At 73.8% G+C, this 26,997-nt stretch carries 20 protein-coding genes; 10 read left to right on the top strand and 10 right to left on the bottom strand.

Annotated features, from left to right (window positions below; all coding sequences use genetic code 11):
- Nucleotides 1–15: 15 nt before the first annotated feature.
- Both ACIGG8_RS33120 and ACIGG8_RS33115 read right to left on the bottom strand, forming a co-directional pair.
- On the bottom strand, nt 16–942 hold the full coding sequence (locus ACIGG8_RS33120) for a cyclase family protein (protein WP_396552363.1): 927 nt from the start codon (nt 940–942) through the stop codon (nt 16–18).
- Nucleotides 939–2,762, bottom strand: a complete 1,824-nt coding sequence (locus ACIGG8_RS33115) for a glycoside hydrolase family 15 protein (RefSeq protein ID WP_396552362.1) — start codon at nt 2,760–2,762, stop codon at nt 939–941. The genes ACIGG8_RS33120 and ACIGG8_RS33115 overlap by 4 nt, the downstream gene beginning before the upstream one ends.
- Before the next feature lie 318 nt (nt 2,763–3,080).
- On the opposite strand from ACIGG8_RS33115, the gene ACIGG8_RS33110 reads away from it, so the two are divergent.
- Entirely contained in the window at nt 3,081–3,446 is a 366-nt protein-coding gene (locus ACIGG8_RS33110) for a hypothetical protein (RefSeq protein ID WP_396552361.1), read from the top strand.
- 54 nt (nt 3,447–3,500) lie between these two features.
- Here the strand turns inward: ACIGG8_RS33110 and ACIGG8_RS33105 are convergent, their stop codons facing one another.
- On the bottom strand, nt 3,501–4,268 hold the full coding sequence (locus ACIGG8_RS33105) for a hypothetical protein (protein WP_396552360.1): 768 nt from the start codon (nt 4,266–4,268) through the stop codon (nt 3,501–3,503).
- Between the two features lie 284 nt (nt 4,269–4,552).
- Nucleotides 4,553–5,929 carry a family 16 glycosylhydrolase gene (locus tag ACIGG8_RS33100; RefSeq protein ID WP_396552359.1) on the bottom strand — a complete coding sequence of 459 codons (1,377 nt, stop codon included), beginning with the start codon at nt 5,927–5,929 and terminating at the stop codon, nt 4,553–4,555.
- Between the two features lie 459 nt (nt 5,930–6,388).
- On the opposite strand from ACIGG8_RS33100, the gene ACIGG8_RS33095 reads away from it, so the two are divergent.
- From ACIGG8_RS33095 to ACIGG8_RS33070, 6 genes are all read left to right on the top strand, one after another.
- Nucleotides 6,389–7,666 (top strand): aspartate aminotransferase family protein, encoded by a 1,278-nt coding sequence (locus ACIGG8_RS33095; protein WP_396552358.1) that lies wholly within the window; start codon nt 6,389–6,391, stop codon nt 7,664–7,666.
- 360 nt (nt 7,667–8,026) lie between these two features.
- Nucleotides 8,027–9,289 carry a phenylacetate--CoA ligase family protein gene (locus tag ACIGG8_RS33090; RefSeq protein ID WP_396552357.1) on the top strand — a complete coding sequence of 421 codons (1,263 nt, stop codon included), beginning with the start codon at nt 8,027–8,029 and terminating at the stop codon, nt 9,287–9,289.
- Nucleotides 9,286–10,716: an MFS transporter gene (locus ACIGG8_RS33085; RefSeq protein ID WP_396552356.1), complete on the top strand. Its 1,431-nt coding sequence runs from the start codon at nt 9,286–9,288 to the stop codon at nt 10,714–10,716. Before ACIGG8_RS33090 ends, ACIGG8_RS33085 begins: the two co-directional genes overlap by 4 nt.
- Complete coding sequence (locus tag ACIGG8_RS33080) at nt 10,713–11,864, top strand: GNAT family N-acetyltransferase (protein WP_396552355.1); 1,152 nt, start codon at nt 10,713–10,715, stop codon at nt 11,862–11,864. Before ACIGG8_RS33085 ends, ACIGG8_RS33080 begins: the two co-directional genes overlap by 4 nt.
- Nucleotides 11,865–11,883: 19 nt before the next feature.
- The gene (locus tag ACIGG8_RS33075; RefSeq protein WP_350524416.1) at nt 11,884–13,050 is read left to right on the top strand and encodes an acyl-protein synthase; all 1,167 of its coding nucleotides are present in this window, start codon (nt 11,884–11,886) and stop codon (nt 13,048–13,050) included.
- Nucleotides 13,047–15,692, top strand: a complete 2,646-nt coding sequence (locus tag ACIGG8_RS33070) for an acyl-CoA reductase (RefSeq protein ID WP_396552354.1) — start codon at nt 13,047–13,049, stop codon at nt 15,690–15,692. Before ACIGG8_RS33075 ends, ACIGG8_RS33070 begins: the two co-directional genes overlap by 4 nt.
- A gap of 55 nt (nt 15,693–15,747) precedes the next feature.
- Here ACIGG8_RS33070 and ACIGG8_RS33065 read toward each other — a convergent pair whose 3' ends face one another.
- Nucleotides 15,748–16,449, bottom strand: coding sequence for a TetR/AcrR family transcriptional regulator (locus ACIGG8_RS33065; protein ID WP_396552353.1), 702 nt, complete (start codon nt 16,447–16,449; stop codon nt 15,748–15,750).
- 139 nt (nt 16,450–16,588) lie between these two features.
- Between ACIGG8_RS33065 and ACIGG8_RS33060 the strand changes: the two genes are divergently transcribed.
- Together ACIGG8_RS33060 and ACIGG8_RS33055 are read left to right on the top strand one after the other, a co-directional pair.
- A complete protein-coding gene (locus tag ACIGG8_RS33060) occupies nt 16,589–18,841 on the top strand; it encodes an MMPL family transporter (RefSeq protein ID WP_396552352.1) in 2,253 nt (750 codons plus the stop codon).
- Between the two features lie 130 nt (nt 18,842–18,971).
- Nucleotides 18,972–21,602 carry a SpoIIE family protein phosphatase gene (locus tag ACIGG8_RS33055; protein ID WP_396552351.1) on the top strand — a complete coding sequence of 877 codons (2,631 nt, stop codon included), beginning with the start codon at nt 18,972–18,974 and terminating at the stop codon, nt 21,600–21,602.
- A gap of 85 nt (nt 21,603–21,687) precedes the next feature.
- On the opposite strand, the gene ACIGG8_RS33050 is transcribed toward ACIGG8_RS33055, so the two are convergent.
- The 5 genes from ACIGG8_RS33050 to ACIGG8_RS33030 are packed head-to-tail and all read right to left on the bottom strand — an operon-like array spanning nt 21,688 to nt 25,868.
- Nucleotides 21,688–22,254 (bottom strand): hypothetical protein, encoded by a 567-nt coding sequence (locus tag ACIGG8_RS33050; protein WP_396552350.1) that lies wholly within the window; start codon nt 22,252–22,254, stop codon nt 21,688–21,690.
- Nucleotides 22,251–23,648, bottom strand: coding sequence for a hypothetical protein (locus ACIGG8_RS33045; protein WP_396552349.1), 1,398 nt, complete (start codon nt 23,646–23,648; stop codon nt 22,251–22,253). The genes ACIGG8_RS33050 and ACIGG8_RS33045 overlap by 4 nt, the downstream gene beginning before the upstream one ends.
- Nucleotides 23,645–24,454 carry an ABC transporter ATP-binding protein gene (locus ACIGG8_RS33040; RefSeq protein WP_396552348.1) on the bottom strand — a complete coding sequence of 270 codons (810 nt, stop codon included), beginning with the start codon at nt 24,452–24,454 and terminating at the stop codon, nt 23,645–23,647. The genes ACIGG8_RS33045 and ACIGG8_RS33040 overlap by 4 nt, the downstream gene beginning before the upstream one ends.
- Nucleotides 24,455–24,486: 32 nt before the next feature.
- Entirely contained in the window at nt 24,487–25,311 is an 825-nt protein-coding gene (locus ACIGG8_RS33035) for a zf-HC2 domain-containing protein (RefSeq protein WP_396552347.1), read from the bottom strand.
- Nucleotides 25,308–25,868: an RNA polymerase sigma factor gene (locus tag ACIGG8_RS33030; protein ID WP_350524407.1), complete on the bottom strand. Its 561-nt coding sequence runs from the start codon at nt 25,866–25,868 to the stop codon at nt 25,308–25,310. The genes ACIGG8_RS33035 and ACIGG8_RS33030 overlap by 4 nt, the downstream gene beginning before the upstream one ends.
- Nucleotides 25,869–26,140: 272 nt before the next feature.
- Here ACIGG8_RS33030 and ACIGG8_RS33025 point away from each other — a divergent pair, with 272 nt between their 5' ends.
- A complete protein-coding gene (locus ACIGG8_RS33025) occupies nt 26,141–26,875 on the top strand; it encodes a DUF899 domain-containing protein (protein WP_396552346.1) in 735 nt (244 codons plus the stop codon).
- Nucleotides 26,876–26,997: the final 122 nt, after the last annotated feature.

The raw sequence follows: 26,997 nt of genomic DNA, 5'->3' as shown, positions 1-26,997 counted from the left end.
CGGCCCTCACGGCCCTCACAGGACGGCGACCGGGTTGACCGGGGAGCCGGTGGCGCCCGGCAGCCGGAGCGGGGCCACCACGCAGAGGAACGCCCACCGCCCCTCCCGCGCGCAGAGCGGCGCCAGCTCCTCGAAGCACAGGTAGTCCAGCAGGTGCAGCCCCATCGCGTGCACGGCCAGGACGTGCACCGGGAAGTCGACGCCCTCCGTCGGGCTCGGGGCGGTGTCGTTGTTCCCGTCGCCGCCGAGCACGCAGACCCGGCGGTCCGCCAGGAACTCCAGCGCGGACGGGTGGAGCCCGGCCCGCGCCCGCGCGGAGGGCCAGGCCCCGAGCTCGGCGCGGCGCTTGCGGTGGCCGACCCGGACGAGGAGCAGGTCGCCCTCGCCCACCCGGACGCCCTGGGCGGCTTCGGCCGCGGCGAGGTCCTCCGCGCCGACGTGGTCGCCGGGCTCCAGCCACGGCACGCCACGCAGCCTCGGGACGTCGAGCAGGACACCGCGGCCGACGATCCCGTCCCGGGCCGCCTCGACGGACAGCGCCGCGGCCCCGGACGCCGTGACGACGTCCGCCGGCACGCCGCCGTGCAGCGTGCCGTCGTAGACCACGTGGCACAGGGCGTCGAGGTGGCTGTCGGCGTCGCCGTGCACGTTCATGGCGAAACGGTCCATCGCGAAGTCGAGCCCGCCCGTCCCGCCGTCCGGCACCGCCGTCATGCTGTGCTGCGCCGGCTCGGGGTCGTCCGGTCCCGGCCGGGTCTGCACGGGTGCGGCGAGGCCGACCGTACGGCCGGTCCGCACCTCGGCGGCGGCGACCGCCACGCGCGCGGGGGTGAGCGCCACCAGCGCGCCGCGCTCGCCGGCGGCCCACGCCGACCGCGAGCGCAGCGCCCGGTACAGCTCGGCGAAGTCGGCCGCGCTCTGCGCGGGCTGTCCGGGGGTCATCCGCGCCGCTGCTGCTTGTCGAGCGCTTCGTCCAGCGTGGTGGCGGCCATGATCAGCGCGAGGTGGGTGAACGCCTGCGGGAAGTTGCCGAGTTGCTCACCACTGGGCCCGATCTCCTCGGCGAACAGACCGACGTGGTTGGCGTAGGTGTGCATCTTCTCGAAGGTGTAGCGCGCCTGGCGCAGCCGCCCCGCCCTGGCCAGCGCGTCCACGTAAAGGAACGTGCACAGGCTGAACGTGCCCTCCGAGCCGCGCAGGCCGTCCGGCGAGGCGGCCGGGTCGTAGCGGTAGACCAGGCTGTCGGAGACCAGCTTGCGCTCCATGGCGTCCAGCGTGTTCAGCCAGCCCGGACTCCTCGGGGCGATGAACCGGAGCCGGGGGACGAGCAGCAGCGAGGCGTCCAGGACGTCGCCGTCGTAGTGCTGGACGAGTGCCTGTTCGGTCTCGCTCCACCCCTGTTCCATGACCTGTTCGAGGATGGCGTCGCGGGCCGCCGTCCAGCGCGCGGTGTCGGCGGGCCTGCTGTACTGCTGGGCCAGGTGCAGGGCCCGGTCGAACGCGACCCAGCACATCACCCGGCTGTAGGTGAAGTTCTGACGCCCGCCGCGGGTCTCCCAGATGCCCTCGTCGGGCCGGTCCCAGGTCTCGGCCAGCCAGTCCACCGTACGGGCGAGTCCCTTCCAGCCGTGGTAGCCCGACTGGACGCCGAGCTCCTGGCCCTCCGCCAGCGCGTACAGCGCCTCGCCGTAGATGTCGAGCTGCAGCTGGTCGGCGGCGGCGTTGCCGGCGCGCACGGGGTGGGAGCCGCGGTAGCCCTCCAGGTGGCCCAGGATCTCCTCGGTGAGGTTGGGGTCCCCGTCCACGCGGTACATGATCTGCAGCCGCTCCCCGGGGGAGTCCGCGAGGTCGTGCATCCGGTCCCCGAGCCACTTCGTGAACCTGGCCGCCTCCTCGACGAATCCGAGGTCCAGCAACGCCCGGACGGACAGCGCCCCGTCGCGGACCCAGGAGTAGCGGTAGTCCCAGTTGCGCTCACCGCCGACCTGCTCGGGCAGGCCCATGGTGGCGGCCGCGATCGGCGCGCCCGAGGGCGAGTACGTGAGCAGCTTGAGGGTGATCGCCGAGCGGTTCACCATGTCCGGCCAGCGGCCCCGGTAGTGCGAGGTGCGCACCCACTCCTGCCAGAACTCGCCGACCTCCCACATCTGCTCCTGGAGCGCGTCGAGGTCGAGCGGAGCGGGCGCCTCACCGTCCGGTCCGCAGACGGTCAGCACGGCTCCGGCGGACCCACCGGCGTCCAGGATCACCTCACCGCGGACGTCGTCCCCCTCCCGCACCAGGGGGAAGGTGCTCTGCAGGTGCGCGGTGATGCCCGGCGCGCGGAACGAGGCCCCCTCCGGGACGAGCCGGAGCTCGTGGGCGGCCCGCCCGTAGTCGAACCGCGGCCGGCACTCCAGGGTGAAGCGGACCCTGCCGCGCACGGCCCGCACCATCCTGACCAGGGTGTGCCGGTCGGTGGCGCGGTTGGTCCGGTCGGGCGGCATCCAGTCCACCACCTCGCCGACTCCGTCCGGCGACATGAAGCGGGTGACCAGGACGGCCGTGTCCGGGTAGTAGAGCTGCTTGCGGGTGTCCTCGGGATGCTCGGGCGACAGGCGGAAGTAGCCGCCCCGGTCGTGGTCCAGCAACGCCGCGAACACGCTCGGTGAGTCGAATCTCGGGGCCGCGAACCAGTCGATGACGCCCTCCGCGGACACCAGCGCGGTGGTCTGCAGGTCCCCCACGAGGCCGTGGTCGGCGATGAGTGGGTAGCGCTCCATGGCGTTTCTCCGAAGGTCTGCCGGACTCCGTCCGAATGAAAGTCCTTCTGCTGCCACTGTCCGGTATGTTCGGCCCGCGCGCGCGATGTGACCGCCGGACCCGCCCTGAGCAGGCGGCCGTCCGCCATGGGGCCCGGGGGCCCGGGCCCCCGGGCCCACCCGGCGGGATCGCCCTCCTTGCGGCCCGCGGTCGTTTCGTCTTCAACCTCACGGTCGGCGCGGACCACGGGCCGCCGACTCGTCGAACCCCCTTTCCCGCCACGGCTCCCCGACTACCCTTGCCTGCGTCAGGCCAAGATCGAACGAGGGGGACCACCCATGCCGTACGAGACCGGCGCGAAGGTGAAGCTGACCAGGGACGTGCAGGTCACCGCGGACGGCGGAGCAGCCAGGGGCGGCTCCCCCGGTCCGCTGTTCCTGGCCGAGGGCTTGCAGGGCATCGTCACGGGCTCGGCGAAGGAGGCCGGCGGCGGTGCCCAGGGCCACCTCGCGAGCTTCGACCAGCAGATCCGCGGCCAACAGTTCGACCCCTTCGCGGCAAGCCTGATCGACAACCTCCGTCAGCGAGTCATCCAGCACTCGGCGTACGACGGCGGAGCCGGTGCTCGGATCAGGTACCGGGTGCGCTTCGAGAACGGGTTCGTTCTCGACGGTCTCGAAGAAGAGTGGCTGACCGGAGCCTGAGTGTCCGCCTCCGCGGCCCCCGCAGGGCTGCGGAGGCCGGCCGGGCTGCGGCGATCAGCCCGGGTAGGTGATCGAGCCCAGCGGCGGGCAGGGGACGAGCGTGGTGCCGGCGCCGGGGCGTTCGACGAAGGCCCGGGCCTCGGCGGCCCGCCGGCGCCGGGTTTCCAGCTCGTCCGCGTACCAGGCGTCGCGCATCGCACGGGGCTGGTCCCACGAGCCGTCGATCAGATCGAGGCTGGTGTTGCCTGCGCTGCGCTGGAACTCCGCCCTCACGGCGGCCTGTTGGATCGCGGTCTGGGCCGCGGCGACATCGAGGCGGGTGATCAGGACACCCGGGGTGTTCGGTTCGCGGGTCGGCAGGGGGGCCTGCGGGAGCAGCGACACCCCGGTGTCGAGGCGGCCGATGTTGTCGACGGTCGCGTCCTGGGCGTCCCTCACCATGATCTGCATCTCGCGGTGCAGCCAGAAGTACTCGTCGAGGTCGGCCTGGGTGATGCGCATCCGCTCGTACAGGGCCCGGAAGCGGGGGTCCCGGTGCAGCGGCACCATGGGGGCCGTGTGGAGCGCCACGCAGTCGTTGAAGCCCCCGGCCACCGCGGCCTCCAGGTGGAGGACGGTCGTGTCCGCCTGCCCCTGCGCCCACGCCAGCCCGGCGAGGCTCGCGTGGCCCGACGCGGCGAGCCACGCACCCGCGGGGCCCAGCGCCCCGGCACGGGCGACGACGTCGTGGAGACCCCTGGTCCCCACGCCGGGCCCCTTGGTCAGGAACTCCACCAGCACTTCGTGCAGACGGGTGGTCAGCGAGCTGACGGTGTCGACCATGGATCTCCTCGGGCCTCGGCGGTGAAGAGCTGCAGGGGCGTCAAGTCTTCGACGCCCCGCGGGAGATGACGTGCGGGCGGGGCGAGCGGTTCCGGTTCGTCCGGGCCGAGGCCCTCGGGGCACCGGCAGCAGTGGTCGCAGGCCCTCGCCCGCTCCCCCTTCGGGCGGGTCCCGACGGACGGGGGTCGTCGGGGGCCGGGGCCTCCGGGGCCCGCACGTGCGACGCAGCGGCCCGGCCGCGCGGTGGGAGTCCGCGCGGCCGGGCCGCTGTCAGGGCGGTGGGGTCAGTGCTGCCACACCCGCACGTAGTCGACCTGCATGTCGGCCGGGGCGACGGCCGGGTACTTGGAATCGACCGCGTTGTTCAGGATCAGGTACATCGGCGCCGAGGTGATGCCGGTGGTGATCTGCCCGACCTTCACGCCGTCGTAGTAGTAGGTGACCGAGCCCGGCGCCCACTCCGCGCCGTAGGTGTGCCAGCCGCTGAAGTCCCCGTGGGCGCAGCTGCCGGGGCCGCCCGCGTCGGAGTGGAAGTGGTAGCAGGCGTCGCCGCCCAGGCCCTCCATCACGTCCATCTCACCGTCGGTCGGCCAGCTCTGGCCGTCCGTCCAGAAAGCGGGCCAGTTGGCGACCTGCGAGCCGGACGGCGGCAGGTAGATCCGGGCCTCGAACGCACCGTAGGTGAACTGGGCCTTGCCGTTGGTGTTGATCAGACCCGAGGTGTACGGGTAGGTCTTGCCGTTCACGGTGGCCGGCTTCTGGACCGCCGTCAGGTGCAGGCTGCCGCCGTTGACCGCGACCTGGGACGGGGAGTAGGCGGCGGACTCCTGGGAGTTCACCGGCTGGGTCGTGCAGGTGCTGCAGCCGAACCAGTTGGGGTTCCACTTGGCGGCGTCGAGCGAGCTGCCGTTGAACTCGTCCGCGAAGACCTGGTGCCAGGCACCCGGGACCCCGACCGGCCCGGCGGAGGCGCCGCCGGTCGCCGTGGGCGTGGCGGTCGGCGAAGGCGTACCGGTCGCGGTCGCGGTCGGCGACGGCGTGCCCGTCGCGGTGGCGGTGGCGGTGGGCGAGGGCGTACCCGTGGCAGTCGGGGACGGCTTCGCCGTGGCGGTCGCGGTCGCGGTGGGCGGGGGCGTCGCCGTGGCGCTCGCGGTGGCGGTCGGCGACGGCGAGGCGGTGGCCGTCCCGGTGGCCGTGGGCGACGGGCTCGACGCCGGGGCCGAGGGGGCACCCGAGGTGAAGGTGTTCACCGGGCTCAGGTTGTGCCAGCGGTTGGCGCTCTCGTACGCCACGAAGTACGTGTACGTGCCCGCCGGGAAGGTGCGGCTCTCCGGCGTGAACGTGAGCTGCGAGGAGGTCAGGGTGGCCGGGATCGCACCGCGGAAGTCGTAGTGGGCGCCACTGGCCGACCGCACCGCGATGGTCAGCGCCTGGACCGCGGTCTGGCGCGTGGCGTGCAGCTTGGCGGTGGCCGTGACCGGGCTGCCGGCGGCGGAACCGGTCGGCGTGACCGAGATCGAGTCGACCACGACCGGCTCCGTCGAGGTGCTGGGCATGGCCCAGGCGGCTGCGCCGGTTCCGGTGGCGGCCAGCGCGATCCCGAGCGAGAGGAAGCGGCGCCCGCCGGTCGTGCTGCGGCGGTGCTTCGAGTGTTTCGCCATACGAGGAAGGACCCTTTCGTTCCCCCCTCGGCTGTGGACTCGCAGCAGCCTGAAGGAGGGATGGTCCGTATGCAAGCTCGATGCCCCGGCCGGACCGGCGGCATTGATCATGCACCTGGCCAAGTCTCCTGGTCGGGCGGGGTTTCGGGATGCCGCCGTCGGCCGGCTGTGATTCGGCACACAAGCCGTTCCCCGACCGGGCTTGCGGGCCACCACTTTTCGCTCAATACGAACAAATCACACCAAAGCCCCTAGGGGCGCCCGCTCTTGATCCGAATCCGGCCGGGGAACCGGGCGGCCGCGGGTCGCGGCGCGTGGAGTCGCGGCCCGTGTCGCGCCTGATTTGACCGGTTTGCGGCGCAGAGGTCGGGTAGCTTCTCTTCTCCGGCAGCCGTCCACGCGTCCCGGCCGTCCGGTCGAACACCAAGTCGATGCCGTCGCAGGGAGAGCGAGCCCCGCATGTCGAACCTGCTCGGCCGCCATCGCGCGGTCATGCCGAGGTGGATGTCGCTCTACTACGACGAGCCGATCGAGATCGTGAGCGGCCGGGGGCGCCGCGTCACCGACTCCGACGGGCGCAGCTACCTCGACTTCTTCGGCGGCATCCTCACCAACATGCTCGGGTACGACGTGCCCGAGGTCCGGGAGGCCGTCGAACGGCAGCTGCGCACCGGGGTCGCGCACACCTCGACGCTGTACCTCATCCGCCCCCAGGTGGAGCTGGCCGAGCGGATCGCGGAACTGTCGGGCATCCCGAACGCCAAGGTCTTCTTCACCAACTCCGGCACCGAGGCCAACGAGACGGCGCTGCTGATCGCCACCCACGCCCGCCGGTCCGACCAGGTGCTCGCCCTGCGCAACAGCTACCACGGGCGCTCGTACGCGGCCACGGCCGTGACGGGCAACCGCAGCTGGAAGAACTCCTCGCTCTCCCCCGTCAACGTGCACTACCTGCACGGCGCCGACCGCACACGCTTCCCGGACCTGTCCGACGAGGAGTTCCTGGCCTTCTGCGCGGACGACCTGCAGCACGTCCTCGACACGGCCACCGCCACCGACGTCGCCTGCCTGATCGTGGAGCCCGTCCAGGGCGTCGGGGGCTTCACCGCCGCACCGGACGGGCTCCTCGCGAGGTACCGGGAGACCCTGGACCGGTACGGCATCCTGCTGGTCTCGGACGAGGTGCAGACGGGCTGGGGCCGTACCGGAGAGCACTTCTGGGGCATCCAGGCCCACGGCGTGACACCCCACGCCATGACCTTCGCGAAGGGCCTGGGGAACGGCTTCGCGATCGGCGGTGTCGTCGCGGACGGCGCGCTGCTGGACGCACTCCCGGCCAACGGCATCTCCACCTTCGGCGGCAACCCGATCGCGACGGCGGCGGCCGCAGCCACGCTCGACTACCTGCTCACCCACGACCTCCAGGCCAACGCACACCGGCTCGGCCGCCTGCTGATCGACGGCCTGCGGACGGCGGTGGAACGGCTGCCGATCGCGCGGGACGTCCGGGGCAAGGGCCTGATGTTCGCCGTCGACCTGATCGACCCCGGCACGGGATCGCCGAGCCCGTCGCTGGCCGCCAGGGTGCTGGAGCACGCGAAGGAGCGCGGCCTGCTCATCGGCAAGGGCGGCCGCTACGGCCACGCCCTGCGGATGGCCCCCGCGCTCACCCTGACCGAGGACGAGGCCCGGGAAGGGCTCGACATCCTCGTCGACTCGCTCGCCGCCGCCTGCTGACACCACCCCGGGCGGCCGGCACTCCCCGAGCGTGGCCGAAATCCTCGGCGATTACCTTTAGTTGAATTCGAGACATTTCATGTGCGGTTGTCGAATTCTTGACTGAGACGCAGGTCACCATTCCATTCCGGGCGGCCGGAACACCCTGCTGATGAAGCCTCAGTTCGCGTCATCACCAACCCAACGGCAGGCTGCCGACTGGGATCCGAAGGTCCATCAAGGTGCTAGCCTCTCTTCCTGCGAGTAGGAGACCAGTTCCTCCTGACTTCGCCTCAGTGTCGACCGAATGATCTGTGCGCATCCGGATTCGCGATGCCGCACGCTCGGTCTGTTCTCCTCACAGTCTCAGAGCAGGAATTGATGCCCGTTCAACCAATAGCGGAACTCGTACGGTTCGCGCGCCGCAATTCGCCCTTCTACGGGGAGCTGTACGCCGGTCTGCCGGACCGGACCGTGCGGCTGACCGACCTCCCGGTCGTCCCGCAGGCCGACTTCTGGCAGGCCAACACCCCTCGCGACAACCGGCTGCTCACCGGACCGCTGGAGGAGGCGGTGGTGTTCAAGAGCGGCGGCACCACCGGCTCGCCGAAGTTCTCGTTCTACAGCCGGGAGGAGTGGCGGGAGTTCACCACCTCCTTCGGCGCCGGGCTGGTCGATGCCGGACTGCGCCCGGGGCACCGGGTCGCCGACCTCTTCTACGCGGGCGACCTGTACGCCAGCTACACCTTCATCCTCGACGCCCTGCACCGCTCGCCCGTCGCCAACGTCCGGCTGCCGATCGGCGGGGCCGCGCCGCTGGAGTCGACCGCGCAGACCCTGGAGCAGTTCGCGGTCGAGGTGGTGGCCGGCACTCCGACCACGCTGTGCGGACTGGCCGACCACCTGCTGGCCACCGGCCGCGAACTCCCCTCCGTGGAGCTGCTGTTGTTCGGCGGCGAGGGCCTGTACCAGGACCAGCAGCCGCTGCTCGGCAAGGTGTTCCCCAACGCCCGGATCTCCTCGATCGGCTATGCCGCCGTCGACGCCGGACTGGTCGGCCGACCGGTGGCCGGGGAGGACACCCGGGTGCACCGGGTGTTCACCCCGGAGACGGTGGTGGAGATCCTCGACGAGCACACCGGCGAGCCGATCACCCGGGCCGGCGTGCCGGGGCGGGTCGTGGTGACGGACCTGCGGCGACGGCTGATGCCGGTCCTGCGCTACCCCGTGGGGGACCGCGCCGAGTGGACCGACCCCGCCACCGGGCAGTTCCGCATCCTCGGCCGGGCCCAGGAGGGCGTCCGGGTCGGGCCGGTGTCCCTGTACACCCAGGACGTGCTCGACCTCGTCCGGGGGGCCGACCCAGCCGGCCGGGTCACCGGTGTGCAGCTGGTCGTGCGCCGCTGGGACGCCCGGGACGGCCTGGTGCTCCGGCTGGCCTGCGACGGGAACCCGAGCGGCCTCCCCGAGCTGGCCGCCGCCGTCGAGACCGGGATCCACGCGGCGCGACCGCTGTACCCGGAGGCGGTCGCCGCCGGCTACGTCCACCCGCTGTCCGTCAGCTGGGTGCGCCAGCAGGAACTCGCCGTCAACCCGCGGACGGGCAAACTGATCCGCGTCCTCGACGAACGGCCGCACTCGTGACTGCCCACGGAACGGCCCACGGAACGGCCGCCGGGACGGCTCCCGAGATAGCCGCCGGAGCGGCCCCCGCGACGGCCCCCGCGACGGCCCCCGCCGCGGGCGGCCGCCGCCTGCCGCTCGTACTGCGCAACCGGCGGTTCGGCGCCGTCTGGGCCGCCCAGGTCCTCACCCAGGCCGCCGGACGGATGTTCCAGGTCGGCGCGGTGTGGTGGCTGGTGGGATACGCCGGCGGCGCGGACCGCGGCCTGGCGTCCGGCGTCTTCCTCGCCGTCAGCACCCTGCCCGCGGTCGCGCTGGCACCGCTGGTGGCCAGGGTCATCGCCCGCTGCCCGCACCGGACGGTGCTGGGCGGCTCGGCCGCCGCCGCCGGTCTGGTCGCCCTCGGCACGGCCGTGTGGACGTACAGCACGGCGCTGCCGATGACCGTCGCGTACGGCGCAGCGCTGCTGCTGGCCGGCTGCCAGGCCCTCTTCGACCCCTGTCTGACCACCTCCGTGCCGGAGCTGGTCGAGGACGCCGACATCGAGGCCGCGACCGGCTTCGAGCTCGCCACCCAGTCGCTGGCCGGGCTGGCCGGCGGCCTGCTGGGCCCGCTGGTGGTGGACGCCGCCGGGCCGGCGGGGATCATCACCGGGTGCGCCGGCGCCTATCTGCTGGCGGCCGCCCTGATCGGCGCGACCCGCTTCCCCACCGGCCCCCACGCCCACGCCCCGGACCAGGCCAAGGACGCCCACGCCGCGGTGCAGGCAACGGACGCCCGGGCCCCGGACGGCGGCGGACCCGCCGCGCCACGGACACTGCGCCGGATCCTGGCCGAACTCCCGTTCGTCCGAAGGGTGTTGCTCTGCTTCGCCGCGGCGAACCTGTTCACCACGGCGGTGTTCGTGGTGATGCCCCTGTTCACCCGCGCGGTGCTGCACTCCGACGGCTCGACCGTCGCCGCACTGGAGGCGGCCCTCGGCGCCGGCACCCTGGTGGGCTCGTTCACCGGCGGCCGGCTCCCGGGCTCCCCCACCGCGGTCGGCGCCGGATGTCTCGGCCTGCTGGCCGTCGCGCTCGGCCTGCCCGGTCTGCTCGGCAGCCAGGCCGCGGCCGTGGGGTCGATGGCGGTCGCCGGCTGGTGCGTGGGCGTGATCGGTGTCCGGTTCGTCGCGCTGTTCCAGCGGCTGGTGCCGACCGGGGACCGGGCGGGCTTCTTCGCCGTGATGCAGGCGCTGCTGGGTGCCACCTTCCCGGTGTCCTCCCTGGTGTTCGGCCTGCTCGGCGACCACCTCTCGCCGCGCACGCTCTGCCTGGTCCAAGCCCTCGGCGTCCTCCCGGTCGCCGCCGCCCTGTGGTGGACCGGCCGGCGCGAACCGGCCACCCCCGACCCCGCGCCGGCCCCGCAGGGAGCCCCGGCCGCGCAACCGATCGAGGACGCCCGATGACCGTGACGATCGCCCCCGCGGCCCCCCAGGACGTCGCCCAGCTGCGCCAGCTCTACTTCGACGTCTACGGCCACGGCTATCCCGTCGCGCTCGGCAGCGACCCGGCCGAGATGCGCCGCCTGATCGCCGACCCGCACACCCACTGGCTCACCGCACGCCGCGAGGACACCGGCCACCTGGTCGGGTCGGTGGCCGTGCAGACCGACCCCGGCAGCCGGATCGGCAAGCTGGTCGGCCTGGCCGTCCACCCCGAGCAGCGCGGCGGCGGCCTGGCCGGCCGGCTGACCGCCGCGGTCTGCGCGGACGCCTTCGCGACCGGCGCCCAGGACTCGATCTACGCGACCGTGCGGGTGGTCACCCCCGGCCCGCAGCAGGTCTTCGCCCGCAACGGCTTCCGCGCCCTCGGCCTGCTGCCGAACGCCGTCGAGGTGGCGGGCTGCGAGAGCCTGGCGCTGTTCGCCCGGCACGCCGACGGCGTCCTGGCCCGACGCGAGAGCGTCGACCTGGTGCCCGGGGCCGTGCTCCCCCTGCTGGAGGCCGCGCGGCAGAGCACCGGTGTCCACTACGGCGACCCGCAGCCGGTGGACGGCCCGCTCGCCCCCGGCGGGCGCAGCGCCCCGGTGACCGCGCCGATGGAGCTGATCACCGCGCCCGCCTTCGTCCGCCGCCGGTTCCTGGAGCTCTTCCCCGACCCTGCGCAGCGGTTCTTCCCGCTGCACGTCCCGAACGCCGTCCTCACTCCGCCGGACGGCGCGTTCGAGGCGTACGCCGACCTGGACCCGGTCGCGGCGAGCTGCTCGCTGGTGGCGGTGCACCCCTCCCCGGCCGCCGTCACCGGTGCGCTGGAGCCGCTGATGGCGGCCGTGACCCGCGCGGGCGCCGACTACGTCGAGACGCTGCTGCCGCTGTCCGACACCGCCGGTCTGCACGCCTTCCTGGCGGCCGGGTTCATCCCGAGCGCTGTCTACCCGGCGATGCGCCGGATCGGCGAACGCTTCCACGACTACGTCGTGCTGTCCCGCACCAGCCGTCAGATCGACTTCAGGACCACCGCCGTCGGCAGCCCGCTCCAGCCGTACCTGCCGGCCTACCTGACCGCCTGGACCTCGACCTACCTGCCCCTTCCCCTGGCCGAGGTCACCCCATGACCGATCCCGAGGTTGCCCCGTGAACATCCATCTCGCGCCCGTCGAGGTCCCGGACCCCGCCGCGCTCCCGCACGTCCAGCAGCTGTGCGACCTGGCCGCCCCGTACGCGGCGGGGCCGGAGACCGACCGCCTGTTCGCCGCCGCGATGGCGGAGAGCCACGCCTGGCACGCGCAGCGCTCGCCGTTCTACCGCTCCCTGCTGGACGGCCCGGCGGAGGCCGCCGCGCCGACCGTCGGCGAGGACGTCCGCACGCCCCTGGTGCACGCCAACTTCTTCAAGCGGCACGAGGTGCTCTCCATCCCGCGGGAGGAGGTCTTCCTCCACCTGACCTCCTCCGGCACCACCGGCCAGAAGTCGCAGATGTTCTTCGACGCGTGGACGATCCGGTCCGCCCAGCGCATGGTGGCCCGGATCTTCGACCACTACGGCTGGATCACCCCCGACCAGCCGGTCAACTACCTGCTCTACAGCTACGAGCCCGCCCCGCAGCTCAAGCTCGGCACCTCGTTCACCGACAACTACCTCTGCGACTTCGCCCCGGCCCACCACACCACGCACGCCCTGCGGCACACCGGCGGCGGCCACGAGTTCGACGTCCACGGCTGCATCGCCGCACTGCAGCGCTACGCCGAGGACGGCCTGCCGGTCCGGATCCTCGGCTTCCCCGCGTTCCTGCACTTCACCCTGGAACGGATGCGGACCCTCGGCCTGCCGCCGCTGCAGCTGCCGGCCGGCTCGCTGGTCCTGCTCGGCGGCGGCTGGAAGGGGCACACCGACCGGCAGATCGGCAAGGACGAGTTCTACGCCGCGGTCACCGAGCAGCTGGGCGTCCCGTCGGAGCGGATCCGGGACACCTTCGGCTCGGTCGAGCACTGCGTGCCGTACATCGAGTGCGAGCACCACCGTCTGCACGTCCCGGTCTGGTCGCGGGCCGCGGTGCGCGACACCCGCACCCTGCAGCCGCTGCCGTTCGGCGAACGCGGCTTCCTCCACCTGGTCTCCCCGTACATCACCTCGGTGCCGGCGCAGAGCGTCGTCATGGGCGACCTCGCCTCGCTGCACCCGGCGCAGGAGTGCCCCTGCCCGCTTCCCACGCCGTGGTTCACCGTCCACGGGCGTGCCGGCGTCAGCCGCAACCGCACCTGCGCGGCGGCCGCCGCCGAACTCCTGAAGGGACTGTCGTGAACCCGGAAACCATGAACCCCGAGGCCCTGAACCCGAAAGCCGTGAACCGGGAAGCCGTGAACCCCGGGGTCGTGAACCCCGGGGCCGTGGAGTCCGAGGCCGTGAACCCCGAACTCGCGGCGGCCGGAGTGCACTTCTGGCAGGGCTCGTTCGTCGACGACGAGGAGGCCGCCCGCCGGCTCGCCGAGCTCCCGGAGCTCGCCGCCCGTACCCTCGCCGAACCGCTGCCCACCGAACTGGTGCTGAGCGCCTGCCGGCACCTCGCCGACGCCCTCGGCGCGCCGGACGGCCCCGTCCGCGCCCGCCTGCTCGGCGTGCTGACCGACGGCGGCACCGACCCGGAGGAGGCCGCCGCGACCCTCTCCGAGATCGCCGACGCGATCAGCCGCCCGGCCCTGGAGCGCAAGCTCCGGCGCGAACTCGGCGGTCTGCACCCCGAGCGCCTCACCCGGCCCGACGCCCGGGAGACCACCTTCGAGGCCTGGGCACCGGTCGGGCTGCTGGTCCACATCGCCCCCGGCAACGCGGCCGCCGTCGCGCCGTTGAGCGTCATCGAGGGCCTGCTCACCGGCAACCTCAACGTGCTGAAGACCAGCAGCGGCGACACCCTGCTCGCCCAGCACCTGCTCGCCGAGCTGGCCGGCGCCGACCCGACCGGCACCCTGGCCCGCCGCATCGTCGTGCTGCGCTTCTCCTCCGCCCGCACCGCGTGGCTGCGCCTGCTGTGCGCGTCCGCCGACGCGGTGGCGGTCTGGGGCGGCGAGGACGCCGTCCGCTCGGTCGCCGAGCTGGTGCCGGCCGGCTGCCGGCTGATCGAGTGGGGCCACCGGATCTCCTTCGCCTACCTGACCCGTGACGCCTGGTCGGACGGGGCGACGCTGGACGCGCTCGCCGCCGACGTCTGCCGCTTCGAGCAGCAGGCCTGCTCCAGCCCCCAGGTGGTCTACCTCGACACCGAGGACCACGCCGAGGTCTTCGCGTTCGCCGAACGCTTCGCGGCCCACCTCGCCGCCACCTCCGCCGAGCTGCCCCGGCCCGAGCTCGAACCGGCCGAGCACGCCGAGATCACCACCACCGAACTCGTCGCGCGGCTGGAGGAACACCTCGGCCTCACCCGGGTCATCGCCGCCGAGGACGGGTCCTGGCGCGTCCTCGCCGACACCCGCCCGGCCCTGGCGGCCTCACCGCTCAACCGCAGCGTCTGGGTCAAGCCGCTGCCCCGCACCGCCGTGATGACCGTGCTGCGCCCGATGCGCCGCTACCTGCAGACCGCCGCGATCGGCGGCAGCCGCGCCGACGTCGCCCGGCTGTCGCAGGCCGTACTCGCCGCGGGCGCGCTGCGGGTCACCCCGGTCGGCGGGATGCTCGACAGCTACCACGGCGAGCCCCACGACGGCGTCTACGCGCTCCAGCGCTACAGCCGGCGCGTCAGCGTCCGGGCGGACGAGGCCTTCACCACCACCGCCTGCCTGGACGACCTGGCGGCGCCCGCCGTCGTCCCGGCCGCTCCGAGCGGCCCGCTGCTCGACAAGGCCGGCGTGCAGGAGCAGCTGCGCACCCTCGAACCGGCCCACGCCCACCTGTACTTCCGCAGCGGCGGCAGCACCGGCGCCCCGGCCCTGTCGGTGTTCACCAACGCCGACTACGACACCCAGATGCGGGCCGCCGCCGACGGCCTGCTCGCCGCCGGGTTCGACCCGGCCCGGGACCGCGCCGCCAACCTCTTCTACTGCGGCGGCATGTACGGGAGCTTCATCAGCTTCTTCTCGATCCTGGAACGCCTCAACGCCACCCAACTGCCCATCGCCGCCGGCCCCGACCACGCCGCCACCGCCGAGGCGCTGGTGACGCACGGCGCCGACGCGGTGTTCGGCATGCCCTCCTACCTCTGGCAGCTGTTCCACGCCGAGGGCGCGGCACTGCGCGCCTACGGCGGGATCCGCAAGGTGTTCTACGGCGGCGAGCACTTCACGGCGGAGCAACGCCGGGTGCTCACCCAGGAGTTCGGCGTCGAGGTGATCCGCTCGGCGGCGTACGGCAGCACCGACCTGGGGCCGCTCGGCTACCAGTGCACGCACGCCGAGGGCTCGGTCCACCACGTCCTGACCGACCTGCACACGCTGGAGATCCTGGACCCGCAGGCCGACCGCCCGGCCCCCGCCGGTCAGCCGGGCCGCCTGGTGTTCACCAGCCGCACCCGTGCCGGGCAGCGCCTGGAGCGCTACCAGATCGGCGACCTCGGCCGCTCGGTCGAGGGCGTCTGCCCGTGCGGCAGCCACACCCCGCGGATCGAACTCCTCGGCCGGTACGGGGACGTCGTCCGGGTCGGCACGTACTTCCTCAACGTCCGGCGCTTCATCGCGGTGGCGGAGGAGCGCCTCGGCTACCGCGGCGAGCTGCAGCTGATCCTGGACGCCGGCGACGGCCGGGAGCGGGTCACCGTCCGCCTCGACGAGAGGTACGCCCCCGACCCCGCGGCCGCGGCGGCCGCCTTCCCGGCCGCCATCGCCGAGCTCGCCTCCGCCGTGGACGAGGACCTGCTCGACTTCACGGTCGAGACGGCCGGCAGCGGGGCCTTCGAGCGGACGGCCACCAGTGGCAAGCTCCGCACGGTGATCGACCGGCGACAGCTCACCGTGTGATCCGCCGGTAGCACCGCACGCGGCCGGGGCCCGGGACACCGGGCTCCGGCCGCGGTCACGGCCGGTCCTCGGGCGGTGCCAGACCCGCGGTGCGCGCGGCGAGGCGCGCCTGGGCGGTGAAGAGGCGGTCCCGCGCCTCCCGGTCGAGGGAGTCGAAGTGCCCGTGCGCCTCAAGGGTGACGAAGCCGTGCACGGTGGCCCACGCCAGCAGCATCGCCTCCCCGGCGTCGGGCACCAGCGGGCTGCCGAGCCGGCCGCGCTCGGCCGTGTCCGCGACGATCTCGGCCACGTGCTCCATCACCCGCCGGCCGGCCGCCACGGTCGGGCCGTCCTCCGGGGCCGCGTACCCGGGCACCGGGGATCCGAAGATGAGGGCGAAGCGCTCCGGGTTCCGTTGCGCCCACGCGCGGTAGCCCGTGCAGGTGGCCAGGAAGCGACCGTCCAGGTCCTCCGGCGGGACGGTGTCCCGCGTCGCCGCCAGCGCGCCCGACAGGCCGTCGTAGGAATCGGCGACCAGGGCGGTCAGCAGCTCGTCCCGGTCGGCGAAGTAGCGGTACAGCGCGGGCGGGGTCATGCCCATGCTCCGGGCGATGTCGGTGAAGCGGAGGTTGGCGCTGCCGTGCTCGACGATCAGGCCGAGGGCCGCGTGCTTGATCTCCTCCACGGTGCCGGCCCGCACCCGCTCACGGCGGCTCAGCCCGCCGCTCACCCCGTTCGACCCGTTCGTCCTGTTCACCCCGGCCGCCCCGCTCGTCATCGCGTCTCCATCGGCTCCGTGCGGCAGTCACGGCATTGACAATCCGTACCCGTCGCAGGAAACGTTACGCCACATCAGAAGCGTTATGAAGCGTAACGCTCTGCTGGGGCGGAGCCCCGCACGACGTACGGAGGACCCCATGTCCCAGGGACCGCAGGGCGACCGGCGCACGGCCGCCGGTGACGCCGGGCCGCACCGGCCCGGCCCGCTGGGCCGAATAGCCGGCTGGAGCTTCCGCAACCGCGGCCGCACGGTGCTGCTGTGGCTGCTCGCCGCCGGCGTGGCCCTCGGGCTCTCGGTCGGCCTCGGCTCGAAGTACAGCGCGGACTACTCCGCACCCGGTTCGGACTCCAAGCAGGCCCAGGAACTGCTGGCCCAGGACTTCCCGGGGCTGGGCGGCGAAACGATCAGCCTGGTGCTGACCTCCGACAACGGCGTGACCGACGACGCGAGCCGCGCCCGCGTCCAGGGCCTGCTCACCCGGATGTCCGAGGTGCCGCACGTCAGCGGCATCGACGACCCGTACGGTCCGCGCGGCAAGGTGTCGGCCGACGGCCGCACCGCCCTGGGACAGATCCACCTCGACGTCGCCAATGCCCCCGACATGCCCAAGGCGGACACCCGACGGCTGCTCGACCTCGCCCGGCCGGCCGACGGCGGACTGCACGTCCACCTCGGGGGCATGACGGTCCAGCAGGCCGAGCAGGGCTCGATCGGCTCGGAGGGCATCGGCATGGCGGCCGCCGCCCTGATCCTGGTGCTCACCTTCGGCTCGGTCGTGGCCGCCGGCCTGCCGCTGCTCACGGCGCTCGGAGGACTCGCGGTGAGCAGCACCCTGCTGCCGGTCCTCGCGGCGGTCATGCCGGTGCCGGACTGGTCGACCTCGCTCGCCGCGATGCTCGGCATCGGCGTCGGCATCGACTACGCGCTGCTCCTGGTCACCCGGTTCCGCGAGTGGCGCGACGAGGGGCTGGCACCCGAGGCCGCCACGGTCGCCGCGCTGGACACCGCCGGCCGCGCGGTCGTGGTCGCCGGGATGACCGTGGTGGTCAGCATGCTCGGGCTGTTCGCGATGGGCCTGTCGTTCATGCGCGGTGCCGCGGTCTCGGCCATCCTCTCCGTGCTCGTGGTGCTCGCCGCGTCCGCCACCCTCTTCCCCGCCCTGCTCGGCTACCTCGGGCGGCACATCGAGCGCCTGCGGCTGCCGCTGCCCCGGCGCCGCGTCGCGCAGCCCGGGAGCCCGGTCGCCGCCGGCTGGCTGCGCTGGAGCCGACTGGTCGAACGCCACCGCGTCCTCGGTGCCGTCATCGGGGTCGTCGTGCTGCTGGCCCTGGCGGCGCCGTTCCTCGGCGTGCGCTTCGGCTTCCCCGACGCGGGCAACGACCCCGCCGGACGCTCCAACCGGCTGGCGTACGACTCGGTGGCCGCCGGCTTCGGGCCGGGCAGCAACGGGCCGCTGCTGCTGGTCGCCGAGGTGTCGCCGGACGCCCCCGCCGACGCGACGGCCGCGCTGCCCGCCGCGCTGCGGGCGGCGCCCGGCGTCGCGGCCGTCACCCCTCCGGTGCCGGGCTCCGACGGGCGTTCGCTGCTGCTGACCGTCGTACCGGACGGCGGGCCTCAGAGCACGGCGACCAAGGCCCTGGTCCGCGACCTCCGCGAACACGTCATCCCCGCCGCCGGCCCCGGCGTCCGGGTGCACGTCGGCGGGGCGACCGCCACGGCGATCGACAGCACCGACAACATCGCCCGCCGCATCCCGCTGCTCGTCGGCGGCGTGGTCACGGTCTCGATGCTCCTGCTGCTCGTGGCCTTCCGCAGCCTGGCCGTCGCCCTCAAGGCCGCCGTGATGAACCTGCTCTCGGTCGGGGCCGCGTACGGCGTGGTCGCCCTCGTCCTGGAGGGCGGCACCGCCGGGCGGCTGATCGGCATCGACAACCCCACCCCGCTGCCCGCCTTCGTCCCCGTGCTGACCTTCGCCGTCCTGTTCGGCCTCTCGATGGACTACGAGGTGTTCCTGGTCAGTCGCATGCGCGAAGCCTGGCTGCACTCGGGCGACAACGCGGAGTCCATCGTCAGCGGACTGGCGGGCACCGCGCGGGTGATCACCGCAGCGGCGGCCATCATGGTCGCCGTGTTCGCGGCCTTCGTCCCGTCCCCCGACCTGCCGATCAAGGTGATCGGGGTCGGGATGGGATCGGCCATCCTGATCGACGCCACGCTGGTCCGGCTGCTGCTGGTGCCGGCCGTGATGCACCTGCTCGGACGCGGCAACTGGTGGCTGCCGTCCTGGCTGGACCGTCGGCTGCCCCAGCTCCACGTCGAGGGGCACACCGAGCACTACCGGCCGGCAGCCGCGTCCGAGGCACCCCGTTCCCCGGCGGTGGTCGGCTGACGGTAGCCGGCTGACGGTGGTCGGCCGGCCGGTGCGGGCCGGGCTGCGGCGATGCCCGCCCGGCCCGCACCCGCCGGCCACGCACCGGCCCCGCTTGACAGTGGCGTCGGCCGGACGTAGACGGGGAAGCATGAACCGGCACGACCCCGGCGAACGGGCGGGACCGCACGGGAGCACGGCGGCCCGTACGGCCACGGGCGCCGCGGCGGGCACCGGTGCCCCCGAGCGCGCACCCGGGGCAGACGAGTCCGACCGGATGCGGACCGCGTGCGAGGACGCCCTGGTGACGGCCGTGGTCAAGGCCGCCGCGGAGAGCGGCGCCCACTCCGGGAGCGTCTTCCTCCGCTCCCGGGACGGACGGTCCGTCGTACTGGCCGCCGCCTGCGGCACCCCGCCCTCCCTGCTCGGCGGCTGGCGGCTCATCCCGGTGAACAGCCCCATCCCGGTGGCGGTGGCCTACCGCTCGGGCCGGACGGTCCACCTGGCCGACGCCGCCGAAACGGTACGCCGGTACCCCCAGCTCGCGGTGGCCCTGCCGTACGCGTTCGGCTCGGCATCGGTGCCGGTCCGGGCGGGGCAGGAGAGCCTCGGGGCGCTGGCGGTGGTGTGGGCGGCGGCGTCCGGGCACCCGGGACTGTCCCGGACCCAGCTCCGTCACCTGCGGGCCATCGCCGGCCGGCTCGGCGCCACCCTCGCCGACCTCCGGGCCCGCGGGGGCGCCCTCGACTGCGACGCCGGCACCGTCCCCCTCCAGGTGCCGGCTCCCGACGCGCCGTCGGTGCGGGTCGGCCTGTTCGACTGGCGGCTCGACACCGGCACCGTGGTCGCCGACGAGGAGTTGTGCGCCCTGTTCGGCCTCATGCCCGGCACGTTCGACGGCCGCGCCGAGACACTGGCCGCCCGGCTCCATCCCGCCGACCGGCTGTCGCTCCGGGCCGCGGCCCGCACGGCCCGTGCGGACGGCAGGGTGCTCGCCCGGCGACTGCGCGTCCGCACCACCTACGGGTACCGCACGGTGGAGCTGTGGGGGCGCGTACCGGAGGTGCCCGGCGAGGAGGCCCGGTCCCACCTGGTCGGCAGCGTGCTCGACATCGGGGCCGGCGCCGCGGCCGTCACCGCGGTGCAACGGCTCCGGGACGGACTCTTCTCGCTCACCCCGGACGGCCGGGTCGCCTACACCAATCACGGCCTGGAGCAGTTGCTCGGGGTGTCCGGCCCGGAGCTGCTCGGCAGCTGCCTGTGGGAGGTCGTCCCCTGGCTGTCCGATCCCGTCTTCGAGGACCGGCACCGGGCTGCGATGGTCTCCCAGCAGCCCATCACCTTCCGGGTCCGCCGCCCACCCGACCGGTGGCTCGCCTTCACCCTGCACCCGGATGCAAACGGCGTGACCGGCAGGGTGGCGCCCGCCGCCCCTCCGCAGGCCGCGGGCCCGCCCGTGGGGGCTCGGCCGCCGGAAGCGGCGGCGGGGGTGGGGGCGGAGGCGGATACCGAGGACCCACCGACCGACCTGGCGGCACCCGCACGCCTCGGCGCCATCTACCGCATGATGCAGCTGGGCAGCGCGCTGACCGCGGCGGTCACCATGGACGAGGTGTGCGAGGTCGTCTCCGCCCAGCTCCTGCCGGCCTTCGGCGGACAGCAGCTGGCCGTCTACGCCATCGAGGAGGGCCGGCTGCACCTGCTCTTCCGCACCGGCCACCACGACCGCTTCCTGCACCATCTGGAGGGCCGACCGCTCGACGCCCCGCTGCCCGGTACGGAAGCGCCTGCCCTCGGCGTGCCCCTGTTCATCGAGGACCGGCGCGACCCGCCCGACGACCGGCCGCCCCGCAGCGGAGCCGGGGCCGGGGCCGGGGAAGGACCCGGCGAAGCCGTGGGCGCCTGGGCCTACCTGCCGCTCATCGCCTCCAACCGTCCCGTCGGCGCCTGCCTCCTCGGGTTCGACGACGTCCACCACCTCACCACCAAGGACCGCGGCATCCTCACCGCGCTCAGCGGTCTGATCGCCCAGGCACTGGAACGCGCCCGTCTCTACGACGCGAAGAACGCCCTCGCCCACGGCCTGCAGCACGCGCTGCTGCCACACCGCCTGCCCGTCCTGCCGGGCATCCTCACCACCGGCCGGTACCTGCCCGGCACCAGCGGGATGGACATCGGCGGCGACTGGTACGACGTCATCCCCACCGGGGACGGCGTGGCGCTCGTCGTCGGGGACGTCGAGGGCCACAACATCGCGGCCGCCGGCGCCATGGGCCAACTGCGCAGCGCCGTCCGCGCCTTCGCCACCGCCGGCCACTCCCCCGGGGCGGTCCTGGCCGGCACGAACCGGCTCCTGGCCGACCTCGACCCCGGGCTGCTCGCCAGCTGCTGCTACCTCCGCATCGAGCCCGGCAGCGACTGCGTCTACGCCGTCCGGGCCGGGCACTGCCCGCCGCTGCTGCGCCACCCCGACGGCAGCACCGAGGTGCTGGAGCTGGCCGGCGGCCCGCTCCTCGGCGTCGTCGGCACCAGCAGCTATCCCGAGACCCGACTGGACCTGCCCCGCGGCTCCGTCCTCGCCCTCTACACCGACGGCCTCGTCGAGGAACGCGGCCGCGACTTCGACCTGGGCGTCGACGAGCTGCGCGCCGCACTGGCCCACGCCCGCGCCGCGGACCTCGACGAACTCGCCGACCACCTGCTGCGCAAGGCCCGGCGCTCCCCCCACCGCTCCGACGACATCGCCCTGCTGCTCACCGCCTACCACCCCGCCCCGGGCTGACCCCGGCACCGGGACGAGCCCTCGACGGACCCGCCTGGTGGCGCGGATGGCAGGCTCCCCGCAATCGGCCTCCGGGGCGTGCCCGTCACCGTCTGGGCCCTGCTACGGCGTACCCCACGGTGCCGATCGCGAGCAGGACCCACGCGGTCCAGGCCGACGCCGTCGTACCGGGCGGGAAGAGCATCCAGTTCACGACCTCTCCGACGGTGCCGTTCGGGGTCGGGACGAAGAGGGTGAGGCCGAGCCAGCCGGTCGGCAGGGTCCAGGCGAGGTGTGCACCGCACAGCACGGCCCCGAGAGCGGCCAGCCCGACCAGCCCGGCGGCGTCCCGGACGACGACCCCGGTGGGGGCGAGCTTCGTTCCCGCCGCCTGGACCGTCAGCAGCGCCACTGCGGCGACCGCACCGATCAGCAGGACGTGCGCCGCTCGGCGGGGCATCCACCGGATCGCCGCCGTCCGTTCCAGCACGACGTCCGGCCCGCCGAGCCCGACCGAGGCCGACGCCACGTGCGCGGTGAGGACGAGGAGCGCCAGCGCCAGCTCTGCCGGGCCGGGCTCGACAAGAGCCCACACCGTCAGCGTCACGAGTGTGACCGCGGCGGCCGAGGCGGGTACCTGCCGTGACCGGGCGTACAGGGTCAGCCACCTCATCGGGACGCCTCCGCCGCGAGCAGCAGGAGCGGATCGCCCGGCGCGCAGGAGATGGCAGCGGCGCGCAGTCCGAGGATCCGGGAGCGCTGCTCGTCCGGTGATGCCGCCATCAGTTTCCGCCACGCCGTGTCGGCGTCCGCCCAGGTCTTCTGCGCGTAGGCGTCGGCGCCCTTCTCGGTCAGCGGTCGGAGCTGCGGATCGTGCAGGGCCCAGCTCACGGCGATGCTCTGGGACGCGACGTCACTGCTCCCGCCGCCTTCCCGGTCGTTGTTCCCGTGGCAATTCGGCGCCAGCCCCTGGGAGATCAGGGCGCGGGTCAGTGCCTCGCCCTTCGCGTCGGCGAACAGCCGTTCGTCGAAGTCGACGAGCACCACGTCGTCGGAGAGCTCCCGGTCGTCGCCGAGCGCGCGCAGCCTGTTGTCCTCCCGCACCGCGTGCGGTGCCGTATCGCCCAGGACGCCGTGCAGCACGCTCAGCGCCTCCTTGCTGCGCAGCGCGAGCTCGGGCAGGCGTGAACGGTTCGCCTGCGTCGCGCAGACCGGTCCGTCGCAGACCACGGCGGCAGCGGCCTTGTCGACGACGTAGGTGTCGCGCGGAGCGCCGGGCAGGACCGGCAGGGCCAGGGCCGCACCGGCCAGGACCGGGACGATCGCGAGCAGCCGGGCCCGGCGGGTCACGGCCGACAGCAGGGCGAAGCCGGTGGCGAGCAGACCGAGCAGCCAGAGCGTCTGCCCGACGTGCACGGCGCCGGACAGGGTCAGCAGCATCTCCCGGGGCTCCGGGACCGCCGGGGACAGCAGGACGAGCCGGTTCGGCGCCCTGCCCGCCGGCACGAGACCCTCCATGGCCGGTCGGAGGAGGTTCGTCAGCACGAGGAAGCACACCACCAGGGCCGGCGGGGTGAGCACATGGGGCAGGGTCCGCGCGACGCCCATGCCGAACACGGCTCCCGCGACCAGGCCCAGCGCCGCCACCAGCGAGATCGGCAGCCATCCGAGGGTTGTGTAGGTGGTCCGGCCGAGGGCCACCTGGACTCCGCCCACGAGGACCAGCACCCCGAAGCCCGATGCCAACGTGAGCGCCATCGCACCGGCCGGCAGCGCCGCGCGACGCCAGGCCGGCCGCGGCGTGGTCACCAGGAGTTCGGCCACCCGCGAGCGGGAGTCGCGCAGCCCGTACACCGCGCCCACGCCCACCACGAGCGGCCACCAGAGGGCGAGCAGGTAGCGGGTCCACATGGCCATGGGGGTCCACTGGGCCACCCACCCGGCGGTGCCGCTCCACCAGATCCCGTCGATCAGGAAGAAGACCGCCAGGCTGCCGAGAAGGACGAGGACGCCCGCCCACGGGGCGGCGGAGCGCTTCAGTTCGACGCGCAGGAGACGCCCGTTCACCAGATGCCTCCCGGCTGGCCGAAGTCGCGGAGCAGCGCCGAGTAGCCGCGCTCCAGGGGGCTGTCGCCGGGGTGCTCGGGGCCGCCCGCCGCGGCCAGGTCGTCCGGCGTGCCCTGGAAGACGAGGCGGCCGTCGGCGAAGAGCACCACGTCCGAGCAGGCGGCTGCGACGTCCTCGACCAGGTGGGTGGAGACGACCACGCACGTGTCCCGGCCCAGGTCCTGGAGCAGCTCGCGGAAGCGCAGCCGCTGCGCCGGGTCCAGGCCGGCCGTCGGCTCGTCCAGCAGCAGCACCTCGGGGTCGTTGACGATGGCCTGGGCGATGCCGGCCCGCCGCACCATTCCTCCGGACAGGGTCTTCATCCGGTGGTCGGCGCGGTCCGCCAAGCCCACCCGTTCCACGGCCCGCTGGACGGCTGCGGGGACCGCCGCCTTCGGCACCTCCTTCAGCCAGGCCATGTACTCGACGAACTCGCGCACCGTGAAGCGCTTGTAGTAGCCGAACTCCTGCGGCAGGTAGCCGATCCGGCGGCGCAGGGCCCGGTGGTCGCCCATCGCACGCACGGAGGTGCCGAGCAGCTCCAGGTCGCCCTCGGTGGGGCGCAGCACGGTGGCCAGCGTCCGGATCAGGGTGGTCTTCCCCGCTCCGTTGGGCCCCAGGAGGCCGTGGGCGCCGGTGCCGAGGGTGAGGTCGAGGCCGTCGACGGCCATCTTCTTCCGTCCGACGCGCACTCTCAGGCCGCTGGCCCGGATCTCCCAGGCATAGGTCTTCGGCGCGGTGTCAGCCGCGGTCATCAGGGGTGCCATGCGGTGGTCCCTTTCGAGGGTCGACGATGGTGTCACAGCGTTGAGTAGGCGTTTCTGCGGGCGATCACGGCACCGACGCCGAGCGCGAGGAGCAGCCCCCACGCGGGCAGCCCCCCTGGCTGGATGACGAGCTGCAGGGCGAGGGGGACGCGGCCGGTGGCCCACGCGGGTGCCACGGCAACGCCCCACGCGACCACCAGCCCGACGACGGCGCGGGTCACGCCGACCACGCTGCCCAGCGCCAGGGCGGTGGAGGTGAAGGCCAGGGAGGGCAACAACCACTGCGCGGCCGTCATGGTCCCGGTCAGCCATCCCCCGGCGAGGAGAACGGGCAGGACGACCAGGAGCACCGCCGTGGTGCGCCGGAGGAGCAGGGGCAGGCCGGCCCTGGCGGTCGAGGCCGTCAGTTCGTACGCCGGGTCCAGGCCGCGCGACCACGATGCGGCGACACCGCACATCGGCAGCACGGGCGCGATCAGCAACACCGGCGAGGCGTCACCGAAGAGCCTCGACGGAGCGACGGCGTCCAGCAGCAGCGCCGCAAGGGTGACGGCGACGGTCATGGCCAGCCATGGCGCCACGACCGGTGTCAGCCAGGCCGACGCCCACCTCGGGCGGTGCCACCGCGAAGGCGTCCTGACGGCCGCGTCCAGCTGCGGTACCAGACCGGCCCGGACGGTGTCGAGGAGCGCGGCGACGTCGGGCGCCTCGGTGGTCACGGAGGTCGCCAGGTGGCGCCGGCACGGCGCGCACGCCTCCAGGTGGGCCTCCAACGCCCACGCCGTGTCCGCGGCCATGTCCGTGTCACCGCGTGCGTAGTCGTCGATCAACCGCCTCGACGCGTGTTCCCCGCTCATGCCAGCGCCTCCCGCATCGCGATCCGGGCCCGGCGGGCACGGGTCTTGACCGTGCCTTCGGGCAGTCTGAGCAGGACGGCGGTCTCCCGGACTGAGAGCCCGTCGAGCACCGTGGCCTGCAGTACCTCGCGCAGTTCCGGCGCCAGTCGCCGCAGGGCGTCGCCGACGTCGCCGCCGACCGTCCCGGCGAGCGCCTCCTCCTCCGCCGCGGGCACCACCGCCCGCTCGGCGGCGGCCGCCGGCGGTTCGGCGTGGTGGGCACGGCGCCGGAACGCGTCGACGAGGCGCCGCGCCGCGATCGTCCACAGCCACCCGACAGCCGTCCCGCCGACCGCGCTCCCGGCGAACGCACCGGCCGCGCGCCACACTGCCAGATAGGTCTCCTGCATGACCTCGGCGACGATCTGCTCGTCCGCGCAACGGCGGCGCAACCGCACCGCCAGCCACGGCGACGTGCGCCGGTACAACTCGTCGAACGCCCGGCGGTCGCCTCTGGCCACCAGCCGGACGAGGCGTTCCTCGTCCAGCTCGTCCCATGCTCTCCTGCGTGATCTCACACCAGCCAGACGCCCGCTGCGGCGCACAGGTTCTGCCCCGTCGGTGACCTGCGTCACAGTCCGGAATCCCGGCCGGCTGACGGCTCCGATCCGCCTCGTTGCGTGAGCACGCCGCCGAGCAGGCCGTGTGGCGTGGTCGCGAGGGCCCGCCGCCACGCGCGTACGGTGGATGTACGGCCGGGCGGGTAGCCGGTGGCAGGCACTTCCGGCTGCCACCGCGGACGACTGCACGCCGCGATGCGGCGTTCTGCTCCCACAGAGGAGGGAAGGCCATGCCCGAGCACAGGATCGGCACGCAGGAGGAGTTCCAGGCGGCCCGAGAGGAGCTGCTCGCGGAGGAGAAGAGGCTCACCCGACTCGGTGACGAGCTCGCACGGAAGCGGCGGGAGCTTCCCTGGGTGCCGGTCGAGAAGGACTACGGCTTGGAGACCGCCGGCGGGACCAGGTCGCTCGCGGACCTCTTCGACGGGCGCTCGCAACTGCTCGTCTACCACTTCATGTTCGGCCCGTCCTACGAGGCCGGATGCCCGGTCTGTTCATCGATCGCGGACACCCTCAGCCCCAACGCGGTCCACCTGAAAGCCCGCGACGTGACGCTGATCTGCTCCTCGCGCGCGCCGATCGACAAGCTGCGCGCCTACCGCGAACGGATGGGCTGGCGCTTCGACTGGATCTCCGCCGCCGGCAGCGACTTCCACCGCGACCTCGGCTTCCAGTACACCGAGGAGGAGCTGGGGCCGTTCCTCCGGGGTGACATCCCGCCGACCGTGCGTCAGATGGCGCAGGCGTGCGGCACCGACGTGCTCGGGTACGTCACCGAGGGCCCCGGACTGAGCGTCTACGCGCTCTCGAACGGAACCGTCCACCGGACGTACGTCACCACTGCGCGCGGCCTTGAGCCCGCCATGGCCTACTACGGCCTCCTCGACCGGACGCCGAGGGGCCGGCACGAAGAGGGCGAGGAGACCCACTGGCTACGCCGCCACGACGAGTACGGGAACACCTGAGGACCGTCTCCGGCCACGCTGCCCCCCCCCCCCCCCCCCCCCCCCCCCCCCCCCCCCCCCCCCCCCCCCCCCCCCCCCCCCCCCCCCCCCCCCCCCCCGGCCCCCCCCCCCGCCCCGCGCCG

Source organism: Kitasatospora sp. NPDC085464 (assembly GCF_044541955.1).
Taxonomy (GTDB): domain Bacteria; phylum Actinomycetota; class Actinomycetes; order Streptomycetales; family Streptomycetaceae; genus Kitasatospora.
The sequence above is the reverse complement of the archived record's forward strand: the minus strand, read 5'-3'. Positions and strand labels throughout refer to the sequence as shown.

Excerpts from the sequence above, each read along its gene's own strand:
- ACIGG8_RS33035 (WP_396552347.1), bottom strand. The coding sequence starts at position 25,311 with ATGAGCGGGGAACACGCGTCGAGGCGGTTGATCGACGACTACGCACGC.
- ACIGG8_RS33115 (WP_396552362.1), bottom strand. The coding sequence starts at position 2,762 with ATGGAGCGCTACCCACTCATCGCCGACCACGGCCTCGTGGGGGACCTG.
- ACIGG8_RS33120 (WP_396552363.1), bottom strand. The coding sequence starts at position 942 with ATGACCCCCGGACAGCCCGCGCAGAGCGCGGCCGACTTCGCCGAGCTG.
- ACIGG8_RS33040 (WP_396552348.1), bottom strand. The coding sequence starts at position 24,454 with ATGGCACCCCTGATGACCGCGGCTGACACCGCGCCGAAGACCTATGCC.
- ACIGG8_RS33100 (WP_396552359.1), bottom strand. The coding sequence starts at position 5,929 with ATGGCGAAACACTCGAAGCACCGCCGCAGCACGACCGGCGGGCGCCGC.
- ACIGG8_RS33105 (WP_396552360.1), bottom strand. The coding sequence starts at position 4,268 with ATGGTCGACACCGTCAGCTCGCTGACCACCCGTCTGCACGAAGTGCTG.
- ACIGG8_RS33095 (WP_396552358.1), top strand. The coding sequence starts at position 6,389 with ATGTCGAACCTGCTCGGCCGCCATCGCGCGGTCATGCCGAGGTGGATG.
- ACIGG8_RS33050 (WP_396552350.1), bottom strand. The coding sequence starts at position 22,254 with ATGAGGTGGCTGACCCTGTACGCCCGGTCACGGCAGGTACCCGCCTCG.
- ACIGG8_RS33065 (WP_396552353.1), bottom strand. The coding sequence starts at position 16,449 with ATGACGAGCGGGGCGGCCGGGGTGAACAGGACGAACGGGTCGAACGGG.
- ACIGG8_RS33060 (WP_396552352.1), top strand. The coding sequence starts at position 16,589 with ATGTCCCAGGGACCGCAGGGCGACCGGCGCACGGCCGCCGGTGACGCC.
- ACIGG8_RS33110 (WP_396552361.1), top strand. The coding sequence starts at position 3,081 with ATGCCGTACGAGACCGGCGCGAAGGTGAAGCTGACCAGGGACGTGCAG.
- ACIGG8_RS33055 (WP_396552351.1), top strand. The coding sequence starts at position 18,972 with ATGAACCGGCACGACCCCGGCGAACGGGCGGGACCGCACGGGAGCACG.
- ACIGG8_RS33090 (WP_396552357.1), top strand. The coding sequence starts at position 8,027 with ATGCCCGTTCAACCAATAGCGGAACTCGTACGGTTCGCGCGCCGCAAT.
- ACIGG8_RS33025 (WP_396552346.1), top strand. The coding sequence starts at position 26,141 with ATGCCCGAGCACAGGATCGGCACGCAGGAGGAGTTCCAGGCGGCCCGA.
- ACIGG8_RS33080 (WP_396552355.1), top strand. The coding sequence starts at position 10,713 with ATGACCGTGACGATCGCCCCCGCGGCCCCCCAGGACGTCGCCCAGCTG.